This is a genomic window from Sphingobacterium tabacisoli (genome assembly GCF_017908035.1).
GTDB lineage: Bacteria > Bacteroidota > Bacteroidia > Sphingobacteriales > Sphingobacteriaceae > Sphingobacterium > Sphingobacterium tabacisoli.
In genome coordinates, this window is sequence record NZ_JAEQMU010000009.1 from 159,151 (window position 1) to 175,498 (window position 16,348).

Below are 16,348 nucleotides of genomic sequence, written 5' to 3' on the forward strand. Positions count from 1 at the left end.
GATTATTTTTTTTTAACTGGAAATTTAATGGAAAATTTCTTCTAGGACCTCCAGTGAGTTAACTGTTCCGAAATTTTCTGTATGCAGCCGGTAAAAGTTTATGATCTGTTGTAGGATATATATGCGGTCATTGTGCTTTATAGCTATATCAGCACTGTTTTCATAGCTAGAACTAAGAATGTTATGAAATAGACTAGTGTGTGGTTCTTGTAATGCATAGCTGTGAGCCGGAAGGCTGTCTGTAAATCGCCCTTCCATCAGGTCAAAAAATGGTTTTGACTGTGAGGTTGTACTGGGTAGATATCCCAAAAACCGACTTAGTTTCATTAAAAAGCATAAATGAAAATTGTGTATGGAAAGATTAGTTTGGTCTAACCAAAGTATGGATTGAAAGACGAAATGAAAAAGCTGAGGATCTGGATGCTGATGTTTTAAAACTTTATATAGAACTTCATTTAAAAAAAGTGCTACCGCACTTTTCTTGATATCTAAAGGTATTTGTGCAAGTGCCGGGGCCGGTTGTGCCTCTTTAATTCGTTGTAAGTTGCTCCCCTCCTTTACATATACCACCATATCCAAAAGATGAAGGGGCTGTAGCATATTTATATGTATTTTGGCTTTGGGTTTTCTCGCACCATTAATTAAGTATGATTGTAAGCCAAGGTTTTCTGTGAAAATTTGAGCAACAATACTACTCTCTGAATAATTTGTAGTCTTTAGGGCTATTCCTTTTGTCTTTTGTAGCATATTCTATTCGGTCGACAAACTTATACAAATTTGGGATTAAATTCTGATATTAGGTAGAAAGCCACTGGAGGGCTGTTGTTTTGCGATGACTCAGGGCATAAATCTCTCCTTTCTTGGAGTACCGATAATGTTAATTGTTGAAAACTATTTTCAGAGACAAAGAAGGAGAAAATATTTCAAAAGACATACCTTTGCAAGGACTCCGTGAATAGTAGAATGTTTTAGAAAAATATTTCTACCCCTAATTGTTGTAAATCCCAAAATAAATATAGATATTTGCAAACTCTTTGCAGAGAGTGCAAAGGTGATTTATGTAAATAGACAACATTAAAAATAAATATCATGTCAAGAATTTGTGACTTAACAGGCAAAACGGCATTAAAAGGAAATAACGTATCTCACTCGAACGTTAAGACCAAGCGTAAGTTTTACCCTAATCTACAAACTAAGCGTTTTTACATTCCTGAAGAAGATCGTTGGATTACTTTGAAAGTATCTACGTCTGCGATTAAAACAATTAACAAAAACGGAATTACTTCGGTTATCAGTAAATTTATCAAAAAAGGATACGTTTAGTAGATAATTGCCTGTTAATTAAAGATATTCATGAAATCGATCCGTCAGCTGACGGATTAAAATAAAGTAAAACAATGGCTAAAAAAGGAAATAGAGTACAGGTTATTTTAGAATGTACTGAGCATAAAGAAAGTGGTCTTCCAGGTATGTCACGTTACATCACTACGAAGAACAAAAAGAACACAACAGAGCGTTTGGAATTGAAGAAATTCAATCCTGTATTGAGAAAAGTGACTGTTCATAAAGAAATTAAATAAATCATATTTGGTTAGGTATCGGCCTAATCCAAGTTAAAAAATATAATTATGGCAAAGAAATCGGTAGCATCGTTACAAAAAGGTGGTGGTAAAGAGTATACAAAAGTAATCATCACAACGAAGTCTCCTAAAACAGGAGCTTATACTTTCAAAGAAAGCATGGTGCACAATGACAACGTTAAAGACGTTCTTGCTGCAGCAAATAAATAAGCAGAAAAATATTCCTTTTTTAAAGTTTTTCTTTAAAAAGTTGAAGAGCCGTTTTGGTGCATAAGCCGAAAGGGCTTTTTTAGTATATTTGCTTCCTAAACATGAGAAGAGCGTAAAGATGGAAGACCATTGGTCTATAGATATGCTTTTGATCTTCTTACTTTTTTTAAATTTGAAATATGGGTTTATTCGATTTTTTTAAGAAGAAGCAAGAATCTCCTGAAGCACAAGAGGCTCTGGATAAAGGATTAGAAAAGACCAAAGAGGGTTTTCTATCAAAGATTACTAAAGCTGTAGTCGGTAAGACAACAATAGATGACGATGTTCTGGATAACCTCGAAGAGGTGCTGGTAACCTCCGATGTAGGAGTTACAACCACGTTGAAGATTGTAGAGCGTATTCAGCAACGTGTGGCAAAGGATAAATATGTCGGAACTGATGAACTAAACAGGCTACTAAAGGAAGAGATCCAAGCTCTGCTCGCCGAAAATAATAGCGATGACTTCCAAAGTTTTGAATACGGTAACCATAAACCTTATGTTATTATGGTAGTAGGTGTAAATGGAGTGGGGAAGACAACGACTATAGGGAAACTAGCGCATCAATTGAAATCTGCAGGAAACAAAGTTGTTTTAGGAGCCGCGGATACTTTTAGAGCCGCAGCTGTGGATCAGATTAAGCTGTGGGGAGAACGTGTTGGAGTTAGAGTGGTTGCACAGGCTATGGGTTCGGATCCAGCCTCGGTAGCTTTCGATACGATTAAGTCTGCTGTATCCAATGGTGATGATGTTGCGATTATTGATACCGCTGGTCGATTGCATAACAAGGTCGGATTGATGAATGAGCTTGGGAAAATTAAAAATGTAATGCAAAAAGTGATCCCGGGAGCTCCTCATGAGATTCTACTGGTATTAGATGCTTCAACGGGACAAAATGCGATAGAACAGTGCTCGCAGTTTACACAAGCAACAGATGTCAACGCCTTAGCTTTGACAAAATTGGACGGAACAGCAAAAGGTGGTGTTGTAATTGGGATATCCGATCAATTTAAAATCCCAGTGAAATACATCGGTGTTGGAGAAAAGATAGGTGACTTACAGCTTTTCAATAAGAAAGATTTCGTCGATTCCTTATTCAAATAGGATAACTGGTATCGTTATAAACGCGGTAATGTAATAATCTTGATTTGGGGTTGCGGAACCGTTGTTAAAGAGAGGGAAAGGGTATTCTTTGGTACTCATTTCGTACTACTCAAAATTATAAAATGAAAACAAAGCAAACAAAAGCGACAATTTTGACAGCAAAACCACGGGTAAACGTAGTTACGTTGGGCTGTTCAAAGAATATTCACGATAGTGAGGTCTTGATGGGACAATTGAAAGGAAATCAGATCGACGTCGTGCATGAATCAAATAATATACAGGCCAATGATATTGTGGTCATTAACACCTGTGGTTTTATTGATAATGCGAAACAAGAGTCTATAGATACGATTCTACAATTTTCCGAGTTGAAGGATCAAGGTAAGGTAAATAAGGTAATCGTAACGGGATGTTTGTCTGAGCGGTATAAGCCCGAGTTGCAGACGGAAATCCCTAATATAGATGCATATTTTGGAACGAATGATTTACCCGATTTGCTTTCATCGATTGGGGCAGATTATAGGCATGAGCTTCTAGGTGAGCGATTGTTGACAACACCTTCTCACTTTTCTTATTTTAAGATCGCAGAAGGATGTAATCGTCCCTGTTCATTTTGTGCTATACCGCTGATGAGAGGCAAGCATGTGTCAAAATCTATCGACGATTTAGTAAAAGAAGCTAAATTTCTCGCGTCTAACGGTACAAAGGAGCTTATTCTTATTGCCCAGGATCTTACGTATTACGGGTTGGATATATATGGCAAAAGAAATCTTTCTGATTTGTTAAGACATTTGTCGGATGTTGAGGGAATTGATTGGATTCGTCTGCAATATGCTTATCCTTCGGGATTTCCTATGGACATATTGGATGCCATGAATGAGCGAAGCAATATCTGCAACTATTTGGATATGCCTCTACAACATATTACAGATAATATGTTGACTTCTATGCGTAGGGGGACAACGAAGCAAAAGCAAATTGACCTTGTGAATAGAATAAGGGATAAAGTGCCAGATATCGCATTGCGCACTACCTTGATATGTGGGTACCCTGGAGAGACAGAACGGGATTTTGAGGAGATGTTAGACTGGGTAGAAAGTACACGTTTTGATCGATTGGGCTGTTTTACGTATTCGCACGAAGAGAAGACTCATGCTCATAATCTTGAGGATAATGTTGCAGAAGAGGTTAAGCAAGAGCGCGTAGATGCAATTATGGAGGTCCAACAGGGAATTTCTTACGATATCAACCAATCTAAGGTTGGGAATAGTTATAAAGTATTGGTCGATCGTATAGATGGAGACTATTATATCGGACGTACGGAGTATGATTCTCCAGAGGTTGACAATGAGGTTATTATCGCCGCAAAAGACAACTATCTCCGGATAGGGGATTTTGTGAACGTTGCTATAGAGCGGGCCGAGGATTTTGACCTGTATGGATCGGTTGTAAAGTAATTTTATAAAAAAAGGGGCTAAAGCCCCTTTTTTTATAAGTATTTCTTAAAGATGGAATACAGAACCTTGAGATCGTATTCTGTCAGTTGGGCAGAATTGGTGTCTTTTTGAATGTAATGTTGTTTGAATGCTTTTATTGCAGCATCTAGATTCTTCACATCATATCCAATTATTCTAAGAGCCAACCTAGGCTCAAAACCCGGGGGAACATTTTCTAGGTATTCATCGTACCAATATCCGAATCCTTTGTCAGCGAGAATTTTCCACGGGAAACGTGAAGGGTCGTTTTTACGTGTTGGAGCGTAGTCCATATGTCCGATAAAATTTGCCTGTGGTATATTGTAACTTTCTTTGAGAGAGCTTAGTAGGTTAAGAAGGGCTTGTATTTGCTTATCTGTCCAAGGATCGGTAGTTCCATTATTATCAAGTTCTATGCCGATAGAGGAAGAGTTTAAGTCTGTATCGTTGCCCCAGCGTCCTGCGCCTGCATGGTGGCCACGATATAGATCATTGACCATTTGCACGATTTTGCCATCTCGACCAATTACATAATGAGAGCTGACACCTGCTTTAGCGTTATGAAATGTTTTTACTGTTTGTCCTAAGGAATCTTGTGCCGTATGATGAATCATTACATAATTCGGTTTTCGAATTCCGAAATTGATAGAAGCAATCCATTCTTTATCCGTGCTTGCTATTTTTTCCAATTGCCCTTTTACAGGAGCTTCTTTATACTGTATTGCAAACTCCTTTGCTTTTTTCTTATATACTTTTTCCGTTGCGGAATATTTATTTGAGCCACATGAGCTCATTAATACTATTCCAGTGATAATTGAGATAAAGAAGTGTTGTTTCATTGTGTTTAGCTGTTTTGTGCACAATATAGGAATACTACTTTAGAATATCTTGTAACAGACTCGATTCAAAAAACAAAAAATGGTGAAAAAGGGAAAATTGACGTATCTTTGTATCGTGTTGAGTACTACAAAATTGATAGATATACGGAGCCTTTCATTGGAACAATTGAAAGCCAAGCTAGTGGATATGGGTGAACAGGGATTCCGGGCCAAACAGATTTATGAGTGGATTTGGCAAAAATCCGCTACAGATTTTGAGGAAATGAGTAATCTCAGTAAAGGTCTGAGAGAAAAATTGAAAGAGTGTTTTTCCATTAATTATGTTAAGGTCAAGCAATCACAAATAAGTAGCGACAAAACAATAAAAAGCAGTTTTTCCTTATATGATGGAAATATCATAGAGGGGGTGCTGATTCCAACACCAGACCGGATGACTGCTTGTGTCAGTTCGCAGGTGGGGTGTAGCCTGACCTGTAAGTTCTGTGCCACGGGCTATATGGATCGTAAGCGTAACCTAAATGCAGATGAGATCTATGATCAGGTGGTACTTATTAGCAAACAGGCAGAAGAAAATTATGGACAGCCCCTCAGTAATATTGTCTATATGGGAATGGGGGAGCCGTTACTTAATTATGCTAACATGATGAAATCTGTGGAACGTATAACTGCAGCAGATGGATTAAATATGGCTGCGAAACGCATTACAGTGTCTACAGCGGGTATTGCTAAGATGATAAAGAAGCTCGGGGATGACGAAGTGCGTTTTAACCTTGCACTGTCGTTGCATGCCGCTAACGATAAAAAGCGAAATGAGATCATGCCCATTAATGAGCAGAATTCGTTGGCTGCTTTGGCTGAAGCGTTGAGGTACTACTATGCTAAGACGAAAAACCCTGTTACATTTGAATATATCGTATTCCATAATTTTAATGATGAGCTACAGGACGCTAAAGAGCTAGCAAAATTTTGTAAACATGTGCCCTGTAAAGTCAATATCATAGAGTATAACCCAATATCCCTGGCTGATTTTGTAAACGCTGAAGCAGACAAAATTGAGGATTTTGCAAGCTATTTAAGGAGTCAAGGTGTGGTGACGAATGTGAGGAGGAGCCGAGGAAAGGATATTGATGCGGCATGTGGACAGTTAGCTATAAAAGAGAAAACTAACTAGTTAGATTTAACCGACATATTTTATTAAGTTTGCTTTATACCAAGGTAAACTAGTTGTGAATATAACTCACTTTGTAAGGGACTTACTGCATGTGCTATTGCCCAATTTGTGCCTAGCCTGTGATACGGCATTGTTTGCTCATGAATCTATAGTATGTACCGAATGCTTATATCATCTACCTTTAACAGATTTTCATCATGATGTAAATAATGAGACCGCTAGACAGCTGTGGGGTAAGTTGGATTTTGAGGTGGCTATGTCTATGTTGTACCTGTCTAAAAATTCAAGGGTAGAACGACTTATACATCAGTTGAAGTACGGAAATAGACCTCAGATAGGACGATTTTTGGGAGAAATGTATGGGAGGATAATAAATGATATTGCTAAAGATCAGGGATTTGATATGTTGATCGCTATCCCTATTCATAATAGAAAACGCCGAGAGAGGGGCTATAATCAAGCATTCCAGTTTGGTTTAGGCCTGTCAGAATCCCTAGGTATACCTGTCCATGAGAATGTGCTGGTACGAAAGGTATACAATGTAAGTCAAACGAGAAAAAGTCGATCGGAACGATACGAAAACGTCGAAGGTGTGTTTAGTATCAATCCACAATATAGCATGTTAGAGGATAAACATGTTGCATTGGTCGATGATATATTGACTACCGGTGCGACTTTAAGTGAGGCGGGTAGAATTCTTAAGCTATCTGGAGCTAAAGTCAGTGTGTTGACCATTGCCCGCGCGTGATGTTGCCTTGTCTTTTATTTCCGCTTGCCAGACAATGGTTTGGGACAGCCACAGTCTTTTTTGAAAATTCCACACGACTGTAACGTAAGGAATGTTATAAGTGCTGCTAAAAACCAGGTTGTATATTTTCTTCTTTTCATTTTTCTCTTTTATAAAAAAATACGAAGGCAAATGTAGCCATTCCTATACCTATGATATCTGCAACAATATCCCATATGTCTGCTGTCCTTGTAGGGGATAAGTATTGTTGAGCAGCCTCTGTAGCAAAGGCAAAGATAACAGTGCTGGATACAATTTTGAGAATACTTGTCCATTTATTTACAGACCTCTTGCTTTTCAAGATAGATTCCCAGTAGAGTATTATACATAGTACGAAAAATATCCCACAATGAACCATTTTATCAAAGCCTTCATAAAAGGTAACGCTTTTGACTTCAAAGTTTTTTGACGGTAATAGTAGTAGAACCAACATTACTAGCGCCCATACGATTGCCCAGATATAGCTTTTTAGGTATTTCATCGATGCAAATCTCGGATTATTGCCCGATATAACCGTTGTTTTATTGAATTAAGTTTTGTTAAATATTATTTAAATAAAATTATTTAACTGATTTACAGCTGTTTGTGTTTGTTTTTTAAAAAATATAGTACTGTGTATTGCAAAGTACCATCTAAAGGATATAACTTTGTATTGTTATGATAGCAGAGAATACACAGATCCAGATGCGGAAAGGAATACTTGAGTATTGTATCCTTTCAATAATCTCTAGAGGAGAGATTTATGCTTCGGATATAATCGCAGAACTCAAGAAAGCAGAATTACTCGTGGTTGAAGGGACGCTATATCCTTTGTTAACCAGACTGAAAAATAATGGCCTACTAAGCTATAGTTGGCAAGAGTCTACTTCTGGTCCCCCACGCAAGTACTATCAGATTACTGAAGAGGGAAAGGAAGTGTTACGCAAATTAGATGTCACTTGGAAAGAGTTAGTATACGCTGTTGAAATTTCTTTAACAGGTAATAAGAAGTAAAAGCAAACCAATTTGTCAACAGACGAATAATGAAAAAAAATATACATATGAAATATCCATGTAGCAGCAACTGCACAAACACGAATGAATATAGTTTGGATATTCCATATGACAGATAAAAGACAAATTATATACATATGAATAAGACAATAATTATCAATATAAATAGTATAGTCTTCCATATTGAAGAAGATGCTTACGAGGTGTTGCGTAGTTATATGATTGAGATTAAGCGCCATTTCAGTCAATCTGATGATAGTGGGGAGATATTACAAGATATAGAGAACCGTATTGCTGAAATGTTTACGGAACGAATCCAAGTTGGAAAGAAAGAAGTTATCTCTATGCTAGATGTTAACGAGGTGATTGGGCAGATGGGAAGGGTTAGCGACTTTGAGCAAGTGGACGAAATGAAAGATGAACCTTACTTGGATGAATCGAAGGAAGATTATAAACGTGTTATTTCTGAAAGGAAATTAATGCGTAATCCCGACGATAAGGTGGTCGCAGGAGTTTGTAGTGGGTTGGGGTATTATTTCGGTATGCAGGCGAAATGGATTCGAGTCTTGTTTATATTATTCTTTCTTTTCGGAGGATCTGGAGTGCTTTTGTATGTTATCCTTTGGATTGTGATGCCAGAAGCAATTACACGGGCTGATCGGATGTCTATGCGAGGGGAAGAACCTAATCTTCAAAATTTTAAAAAGAATTTTGAAGAAGAATTAGAAGGCTATAAAGATGATTTTTCAGCTGTAAGAGGGCATCTGAGTAACGGAGGAAAAACGGTTGGTAAGGGGATATCTACCTTTTTCCAGATTTTAGGTAAGGGCTTTGCTTTTCTGATGCTCATTTTTTGTGGAATGGTAATCATTGGTATGCTCATTACTTTTGTCGGTTTTGCAACAGGAATCTTAGGTTACCAAGATGAAATGGTATTTCCAGGATTACAATTACTGTCAACGGGACAGGCGTTTATTGCTTTGCTTGCCGGAGTTATGGCCATTACAATTCCTTTTATAGCGCTATTGCACATTTTTTTAAGAATGTTGCTGAAAACGAGATCGATGAATACGTATCTATCGCTTAGTTTGTGGGCTGGATGGATAGTATCTATCATTCTGATTATTTTCTATTCTTTCGTGGGTATACAAGAGTATAAAGAATCGAGTACCATTAAAGTGGAGAAGATCCTAGAAAAACAAAATGTTTATCATTTCGAAGAAAAGGATATTAGGGTAATAGAAGCGGCAGCATTGGATAACGGAGATAAGAAGTATACAATGACATTCAAAAAGAAGGAGTTATCCAGATACTTAAGGAATGAAATAAACATTCGCTTCGAATATATTGATTCATTAGATATACCTTATATACAGTATAACTATTTTGCGAAAGGGCGAACTTATCAAAGCGCCTCGGAGCGTGCATCGCATATCGACTATTTAGCAAAACAGGATAAGGGAAAGATTGTCTTCGACAGCCATTTTGCGTTGACTACTGAAGAACCTTATCGTGACGAAGCGGTGTCTGTCGTGGTATTTCTTCCTGTGGGAGCAAAAGTAACAATAGACCAAACCATTAGATCGAAAATGTGGAACTTACCCTATTCCGACTGTAAAAAAGAATATGATAATGATGAAACTATAAAATATACAGAATGGATTATGAGACGCTCCGGGCTACAATGTGCCCCATTGCATATCGAACAAGCGAAGAAGAAGGAAAAGAAAGTGAAGGATGCAACCATTTCAGACGAAGAATAGTCTTATTAAATAATCAATAGATTTAGTCCCTAACGATTGCCTACTATGAAAAACGCTTTTTTTTGGATAATCACTCTAGTATTGTATAGTACAGTAGTAACGGCTAATCAACGTCCGACTTTACGTGGGAAGATTGTGAATCACAATAATGAACCAATTAATGGAGCTTCTGTCTATTTAATCACGACTACTGCTAGAGCAGTTTTAAAAACAGCTGTAACGGATGAAGAAGGGAAGTATACAATTTTGGACTATCCAAGTGGAACGTTTATAATAGAAGCCACAGCTGTTGGATTCGGTAAAGGTGAAACAGCCATATTCAAAACAGGGGCTGAAGGTGTGGAGTTGCCAAATGTTATGTTGACTCCTGTTAACAAAGAAATAGAGGCTGTAACGGTAATGGGAGAGCTGCCTTTGATACAGAACGTGAAGGGAAAAATGGTGATGAATGTAGAAAACTCTTCAGTTAGTGCGGGAAATAATGCGTTCGAAGTATTAAAGCGAGCGCCTGGTGTCAATGTAGATAAAGATGATAATATCAGTCTAATGGGAAGGCAGGGGGTCAATGTTACAATAGATGGGCGACCTACTTATATGACAGGAGAGCAGTTGGCTACATTTTTGAAGAGCACAGATGGTGGGCAAATCAAGAGCATAGAACTCTCTAGTACACGTTCTGCTAAAGATGATGCTGAGGGGGCTGCTGGAGTAATTAATATAATCCTGAAGAAGAATAAACTGGAAGGATTTAACGGCTCTTTTGTTGCTAGTGTCGGTCAGGGAGAGCGGCTTAGAGGGAACTCTTCTATCAACTTAAACTATAAGAAAGATAATACAACCGTTTTTAGTAACTATGCTTATACAGATAATAAAACGATAGAAACCCTGAATATTATGCGTGTGATTCCTGACGGCGATAAGCAAACTGTATTTAGTCAGCTTGCTGAATTAAAAGAGAGAGATCGGACGCATAATTATAAGTTGGGGCTAGAGCAAAAGACATCTGTTCGTAATACATTTGTGTTACAATTCAGCGGTAATAATAATGTAGAAAACCAAGATAATCCCGGTACAACGAATATGGGAAGTGCGCCAGGAGTGATTGATTCTGTGATGAATTCTTATACATTAGGCAAGGAAAAATTTAATAAGTACACCTTTAATGCTAATAATGAGTTTAGGATAGACACGATGGGTAGGACGTTGACCATGGATTTGGACTATAGTATGTTTAAAACCAGTACTGGACTCAATTACGAGTATCGTACCTATTTCCCTGATGGGGAGACGCTAATCTATGCGCCGGAGAAGGAGCGAAGTTATTCATTGACAGATATTAAGATCTTCGCCGTGAAGACAGATTATACACAGAAGATCGGTAAAGGTAATCTTGAAGCAGGGGTTAAGTATAGTAATGTAGAATCAGATAACGGAATAAAATTTGATCACCTCATTGTGGATAGTTGGCAAAATAATCCAAGGCGTTCCAATGCATTCAATTATGTAGAGCAAATAACGGCAGGATATATTGATTATAGTATGTCGTTAAATAAGTGGGAGGCGAAGGCGGGACTTCGCTCTGAATATACGGTGACTGATGGAATATCGGGTACGGAAAATAAAGAGAATAAGCGGGATTATTTAGATTGGTTTCCTTCGGGGTCGTTGAGTTATACTAAGAACGAAAATCATGTATTTACACTTAACTATGCTCGCAAGATATCAAGACCGAATTATCGACATCTTAATCCATTTGAGTATTATATTGATAAGCGGACATCTATGCGTGGTAATCCATATTTGAAACCAGAATATACAAACGGATTTTCGCTGTATTACACATTATATAAGATGTTTAATATTGCGATAGGGCACGACTTTACGAATGATGCCATGGTGGAAAGTATGGGACAGGACACTGTTCTGAAGACAACATGGGTAACCCGGGAAAACCTGGGGAAACAGAACACAAGCTACATCAACCTTACTATACCGGCGCGCATCGGTAAATTCTGGACGATGTATAATAATCTGACCGGAATATACATGCACTTTCGTGGCCCCATAGCAGGTTATTATGTGAGTGAAGGATCAACATTCTTCCAGTTGAACTCAACTAGTAATTTTAAAATTAATAAAGCTATTTCTTCTGAATTGGCTTTGCGCTACAATTCACCGTTCTTATATAATGTGTATAAAATTCAAGGAAAATTCAATACGGATGTCGGTATAAGTTATAACTTAAAAGACCAGCGTAGTTCGTTCAAATTGGCGATAGCGGATGTTTTTCGAAGCAACCGGAATAATTTATACACCAAATTCAGAGAATATGATTCAGATATACGGCAATACAATGATACCCAGTCTATCCGGTTTACTTTCAATTATAAATTCGGAAACTTGAAGCAATCCGTTCGCCGTCGAGAAAATAGCAGTGAAGAGAAAAATAGAGCTCAATAGGAGCTATTGGCTAACTTATTTATGTTTTAGATTTAGTCGTACCGTAAGCTAGCTGAGCTTACGGTTTTTTTGTGCGCTGTTAAACTCATTTTTATTAGATTTGTTTAAGTATATAGAAAAGTATTCTCGAATCATCAGATTGGATGTCAGACCTTAATAATGTAAATTGACAGTTGATTTTGGGATTGACTAAATTTTGTATGTAGAGGAATCGTATACAACTCTGAATTGTAGGTCCAAGTAAAGAACTTTAATAAAATAGTTATGAAGAAGAAAGTTTTAGCATTATGTGTGGGGCTAATTGCTTTTACGGCAAAGAGCCAAAATCACCAACTTGAGAAGTTATGGGTGGCAAATGAAAAGCTTGCTGTCCCAGAATCTGTTTTATACGATGGAGTAAAGGAGGTATTATATGTTTCTCTGATTGATGGAGGTGGTGCAGAAAAGGATGGAAAGGGAGGGATAGCTCTTTTAAATACGGATGGTTCTATACGAAATGCTACTTGGATTTCGGGATTGAATGCCCCCAAAGGACTGGCTCTACATAAGGGGCTATTATATATTGCTGATATTGATGTTGTCGTTGTTGTAGATGTGGTTTCTGGGAATGTCATTGATGAGATTGGAATTAAGGAGGCCATATTTCTGAATGATGTTACAGTGGATAATGAAGGAGTCGTGTATGTGTCGGATACTAGAGAGAATAAAATTTATAAAATAGATGAGGGTGACTATTCGCTGTATATGGATAATGTAAATAACGCTAATGGATTGAAATGGTTGAATGGAAGCCTGTACGCGCTGGCGGGTAAAGAGCTTTGGCGAATAGATTCTCAGAAAAAAGTTACTATAGTGGCGCAAGGTTTCGAACAGGCAGGGGATGGGATAGAATCTATTGGAGATGGTGATTTTCTGGTGACGTGCTGGCCGGGATTGATTTATTATGTAAAGGCAGATGGTGTAATCGAGAAATTACAAGATGTACAGGGAGAGATGAATACTGCAGATTTAGGGTTTAATGCTAGAGAACGTATATTGTATATTCCTACTTTTAATGGTAATAGTGTAATAGCTTATAAGCTTAAGTAAGACGTTTTTCAAAAAGATTCATGAATAGACTTTGACAACCTGAAGTATTATTTATTTTTGCTTTAACAAAATAGGTAGACCATGAAAATAGAAGCGTTGTACAATATATATAAACAGTATCCTTTAATATCTACGGATACGCGTAATATAAAAGAAGAAAGTATTTTCTTTGCATTGAAAGGAGCTAGTTTTGATGGTAATACTTTTGCTGACCAAGCGCTGCTTAGCGGAGCCCGTTATGTAGTTGTGGATGATCCGACACGTAAGAAAGACGAACGGTATATACTAGTTGACGATGTATTGGAGACTCTACAGAGGTTAGCAGAATACCACCGGGACCAATTACACATACCCATAATAGGTATTACAGGAACAAATGGAAAGACAACCTCTAAAGAACTGTTATACGCTGTACTCTCACAACGATATAAGACCTTCGCTACCCTAGGGAATTTAAATAATCATATTGGTGTTCCGTTGTCTATACTATCTATATCTAAAGATATTGAAATTGCAATTATTGAGATGGGGGCAAACCATCTGGGCGAAATATCATTTTTGTCGAAAATCGCTAAACCAACACATGGATTGATTACAAATGTTGGAAAAGCTCATTTGGAAGGCTTTGGTTCATTTGAAGGAGTGAAGATTGCTAAAGGAGAACTGTATGATTATTTACAGGATCATCATGGAATACTGTTTTTACAAGGGGACAATATACACTTAGTGGAAATGGCGAAGAAGAGACATATCGATACCGTAGTTCGGTATGGATTTGGTGCAGAAAATAATGTGATAGGCAAGCTGTTGATTGCAAATCCTTACTTGGCTATTACTTGGAAAGAGAGAAACAATTCTGCAACATATGAAGTCTCTACGAATTTGACAGGCTCTTATAATACAGAGAATTTTTTGGCAGCAATCGCTGTTGGATTGCACTTTGGCGTAGATCCAATTGCTATAAATACTGGAATAGCAAGTTATATACCTAAAAATAACCGATCACAGATTACAAAAACAGATCGAAATACAGTTATTGCGGATTTCTATAATGCGAATGCCAGTAGTATGGCCGCGGCATTAGATAATATGAAAGTCCTTTCAGCCGAACGTAAAGTATTGGTTTTAGGAGATATGTTTGAATTGGGTGAAGACGCTTACGAAGAACATGCGCTTGTTATCCAGAAAGCGAAGGAGCTATTATTAGAAAGGCTTATTTTTGTAGGGAAAGAGTTCTATAAGCATAAGTGCGAAGGAGCTGAATTTTTTGAAAGTACAACAGAAGCACTGATTCCTATGGCTACAATATCTGGATGCTTTGTGTTACTTAAGGCCTCTAGAGGAATGTCTTTTGAGCGGTTACTGGAAGCTCTTTAGCTTTTTTTGTCTTCGACGGGGGAAACTGTTGGCAAAGATAGGTTGTATTTGACGGATATCAATCGTACACCGACTACAAAAGAGGCCGAAATAAAAGCATTCCATCCCCTGCTTAAACCGAAATACTCTAAGATTACAAATAAAATAGCACCAGAGAGGCATGCTGATGCATAAATCTCCTTTCTTAGGATTAGGGGAGTTTCATTCATCAATGTATCTCGGATTACACCGCCCATAGCGGCGGAAAACATACCAAACATTATGGCGGCAATATTGCTACTGCCATAGTCTAGGGACTTTTGTGTCCCAACTACGGTAAAAAAACCAATTCCAATAGCATCGAATAATGTTAAAGTTTTTGCCCAGTTGTAGAGATGCCTATTCGCAATTACTGATATGAAGACACCAATGAATATTGCAATTAGATAGTTGCTGTCCTCAACCCAAACGGGGCGTATATTTAAAAAGACATCACGTAAAGACCCACCTCCAATTGCTGTAACAAAGCCCATAAAGGTTGCACCAAACACGTCAATCCCCTGTCTGTTCGCTGCCATTCCACCAGATATGGCAAAAACCATCGTCCCAAGTAAGTCTATTCCGTAGATGATATTCATAATCTAAGTACTGTTAGACAATGATACAGAAAATTTTCAAAGTTTAATATCCCTAATACGATATATACGCCCCTCCTTTGGTGTCTTCTGCATCGCTTCTTTACTACTTCATGTCTGCTTTAAATTTTACAGGGGTTATTTTGTGTTATAATAGAGGTCTGTAGAGGGTTCATAGGGGTAAGCCACTATAAAAGCGCTGTTACGCCTTGTTTAAATCCCTGCTGATCCTGCCCTATGATAGGGATGGTATGCCTTTTTTGCAGTCCATGGTGCCTGTGGACTTTCTTTTTTCAATTTTATTGTCCGCTGTTCCAGCGTTTTACGTTATATGCTGTAAAATAGTCTGTGTTATGTCTTTGAAATGTGGTTTGAAAGTTCCTATCTTTGCACCACTCCGCGAGGGAGGGACGGTTCTTCGGAACGATGACATAAGGTAGACAGAGTGGTTATTTTACGGTTTAATCCGTTAGATCCGATGCTCTGAAATCTTCTCCGGAAATTATTTTAAAATAAAATTTGGAGGTTTAAAAAAGATTCCTACCTTTGCAGTCCCAACGGAAACGAAGGGTGGTCGCCGCAAGGGAGGCCGGAAAAACAAAATGACGAGTCATATCTTCGGATGTCGATAATAAAAGCAGAAGCGCGATGCGGATGCGGACAAAGTTCTTTAAGGAAATGATCATGTAACGTAACGAGTAGTTGAGAAACAACGAAAGTTAAAAAAACTCAACCTGTCAATCATAGAATCAGAAATTATTTAAATAAAGACAATTCTATTTTTTATAAATAGTCTTGATCTTACACTTCATTTTACTATGGAGAGTTTGATCCTGGCTCAGGATGAA

Annotated in this window: 16 protein-coding genes; 12 read left to right on the forward strand and 4 right to left on the reverse strand. The window is 37.8% G+C overall.

The features are described from left to right. Positions 1 to 24 precede the first annotated feature (24 nt). The gene (recO, locus tag JKG64_RS22275; RefSeq protein ID WP_210356465.1) at positions 25 to 747 is read right to left on the reverse strand and encodes a DNA repair protein RecO; all 723 of its coding nucleotides are present in this window, start codon (positions 745 to 747) and stop codon (positions 25 to 27) included. A gap of 342 nt (positions 748 to 1,089) precedes the next feature. Between recO and rpmB the strand changes: the two genes are divergently transcribed. The 5 genes from rpmB (at position 1,090) to rimO (ending at position 4,389) form a co-directional block, all read left to right on the forward strand. Beyond that, a complete protein-coding gene (rpmB, locus tag JKG64_RS22280; RefSeq protein WP_021069554.1) occupies positions 1,090 to 1,323 on the forward strand; it encodes a 50S ribosomal protein L28 in 234 nt (77 codons plus the stop codon). Between the two features lie 74 nt (positions 1,324 to 1,397). Further along, positions 1,398 to 1,580 (forward strand): 50S ribosomal protein L33, encoded by a 183-nt coding sequence (gene rpmG, locus JKG64_RS22285; protein ID WP_002998409.1) that lies wholly within the window; start codon positions 1,398 to 1,400, stop codon positions 1,578 to 1,580. A 48-nt stretch (positions 1,581 to 1,628) separates the two neighbouring features. Continuing rightward, complete coding sequence (locus JKG64_RS22290) at positions 1,629 to 1,790, forward strand: DUF4295 domain-containing protein (protein WP_210356466.1); 162 nt, start codon at positions 1,629 to 1,631, stop codon at positions 1,788 to 1,790. Between the two features lie 179 nt (positions 1,791 to 1,969). Next, positions 1,970 to 2,932 (forward strand): signal recognition particle-docking protein FtsY, encoded by a 963-nt coding sequence (gene ftsY / locus JKG64_RS22295; protein WP_210356467.1) that lies wholly within the window; start codon positions 1,970 to 1,972, stop codon positions 2,930 to 2,932. A gap of 122 nt (positions 2,933 to 3,054) precedes the next feature. Beyond that, on the forward strand, positions 3,055 to 4,389 hold the full coding sequence (rimO, locus tag JKG64_RS22300; RefSeq protein WP_210356468.1) for a 30S ribosomal protein S12 methylthiotransferase RimO: 1,335 nt from the start codon (positions 3,055 to 3,057) through the stop codon (positions 4,387 to 4,389). Positions 4,390 to 4,421: 32 nt separating this feature from the next. Here rimO and JKG64_RS22305 read toward each other — a convergent pair whose 3' ends face one another. Further along, positions 4,422 to 5,246 carry an N-acetylmuramoyl-L-alanine amidase gene (locus JKG64_RS22305; protein ID WP_210356469.1) on the reverse strand — a complete coding sequence of 275 codons (825 nt, stop codon included), beginning with the start codon at positions 5,244 to 5,246 and terminating at the stop codon, positions 4,422 to 4,424. Positions 5,247 to 5,325: 79 nt separating this feature from the next. Here JKG64_RS22305 and rlmN point away from each other — a divergent pair, with 79 nt between their 5' ends. Next, positions 5,326 to 6,417, forward strand: coding sequence for a 23S rRNA (adenine(2503)-C(2))-methyltransferase RlmN (gene rlmN, locus JKG64_RS22310; RefSeq protein ID WP_210356470.1), 1,092 nt, complete (start codon positions 5,326 to 5,328; stop codon positions 6,415 to 6,417). Between the two features lie 55 nt (positions 6,418 to 6,472). Further along, positions 6,473 to 7,165, forward strand: a complete 693-nt coding sequence (locus JKG64_RS23275; RefSeq protein WP_210356471.1) for a ComF family protein — start codon at positions 6,473 to 6,475, stop codon at positions 7,163 to 7,165. A 136-nt stretch (positions 7,166 to 7,301) separates the two neighbouring features. Here the strand turns inward: JKG64_RS23275 and JKG64_RS23355 are convergent, their stop codons facing one another. Next, entirely contained in the window at positions 7,302 to 7,685 is a 384-nt protein-coding gene (locus tag JKG64_RS23355) for a VanZ family protein (RefSeq protein ID WP_021069547.1), read from the reverse strand. 176 nt (positions 7,686 to 7,861) lie between these two features. On the opposite strand from JKG64_RS23355, the gene JKG64_RS22325 reads away from it, so the two are divergent. The 5 genes from JKG64_RS22325 (at position 7,862) to JKG64_RS22345 (ending at position 14,886) form a co-directional block, all read left to right on the forward strand. Next, entirely contained in the window at positions 7,862 to 8,197 is a 336-nt protein-coding gene (locus JKG64_RS22325) for a PadR family transcriptional regulator (RefSeq protein WP_021069546.1), read from the forward strand. Between the two features lie 137 nt (positions 8,198 to 8,334). Then, a complete protein-coding gene (locus JKG64_RS22330; protein ID WP_246512767.1) occupies positions 8,335 to 9,960 on the forward strand; it encodes a PspC domain-containing protein in 1,626 nt (541 codons plus the stop codon). A 45-nt stretch (positions 9,961 to 10,005) separates the two neighbouring features. After that, on the forward strand, positions 10,006 to 12,420 hold the full coding sequence (locus JKG64_RS22335) for a TonB-dependent receptor domain-containing protein (protein ID WP_210356472.1): 2,415 nt from the start codon (positions 10,006 to 10,008) through the stop codon (positions 12,418 to 12,420). 264 nt (positions 12,421 to 12,684) lie between these two features. After that, on the forward strand, positions 12,685 to 13,509 hold the full coding sequence (locus tag JKG64_RS22340) for an SMP-30/gluconolactonase/LRE family protein (protein ID WP_210356473.1): 825 nt from the start codon (positions 12,685 to 12,687) through the stop codon (positions 13,507 to 13,509). Between the two features lie 81 nt (positions 13,510 to 13,590). Further along, positions 13,591 to 14,886 carry a UDP-N-acetylmuramoyl-tripeptide--D-alanyl-D-alanine ligase gene (locus tag JKG64_RS22345; protein ID WP_210356474.1) on the forward strand — a complete coding sequence of 432 codons (1,296 nt, stop codon included), beginning with the start codon at positions 13,591 to 13,593 and terminating at the stop codon, positions 14,884 to 14,886. Here the strand turns inward: JKG64_RS22345 and JKG64_RS22350 are convergent. Next, on the reverse strand, positions 14,883 to 15,503 hold the full coding sequence (locus JKG64_RS22350) for a trimeric intracellular cation channel family protein (protein WP_133586741.1): 621 nt from the start codon (positions 15,501 to 15,503) through the stop codon (positions 14,883 to 14,885). The two genes, JKG64_RS22345 and JKG64_RS22350, sit on opposite strands and share 4 nt — an antisense overlap. Between the last annotated feature and the right edge of the window lie 845 nt (positions 15,504 to 16,348).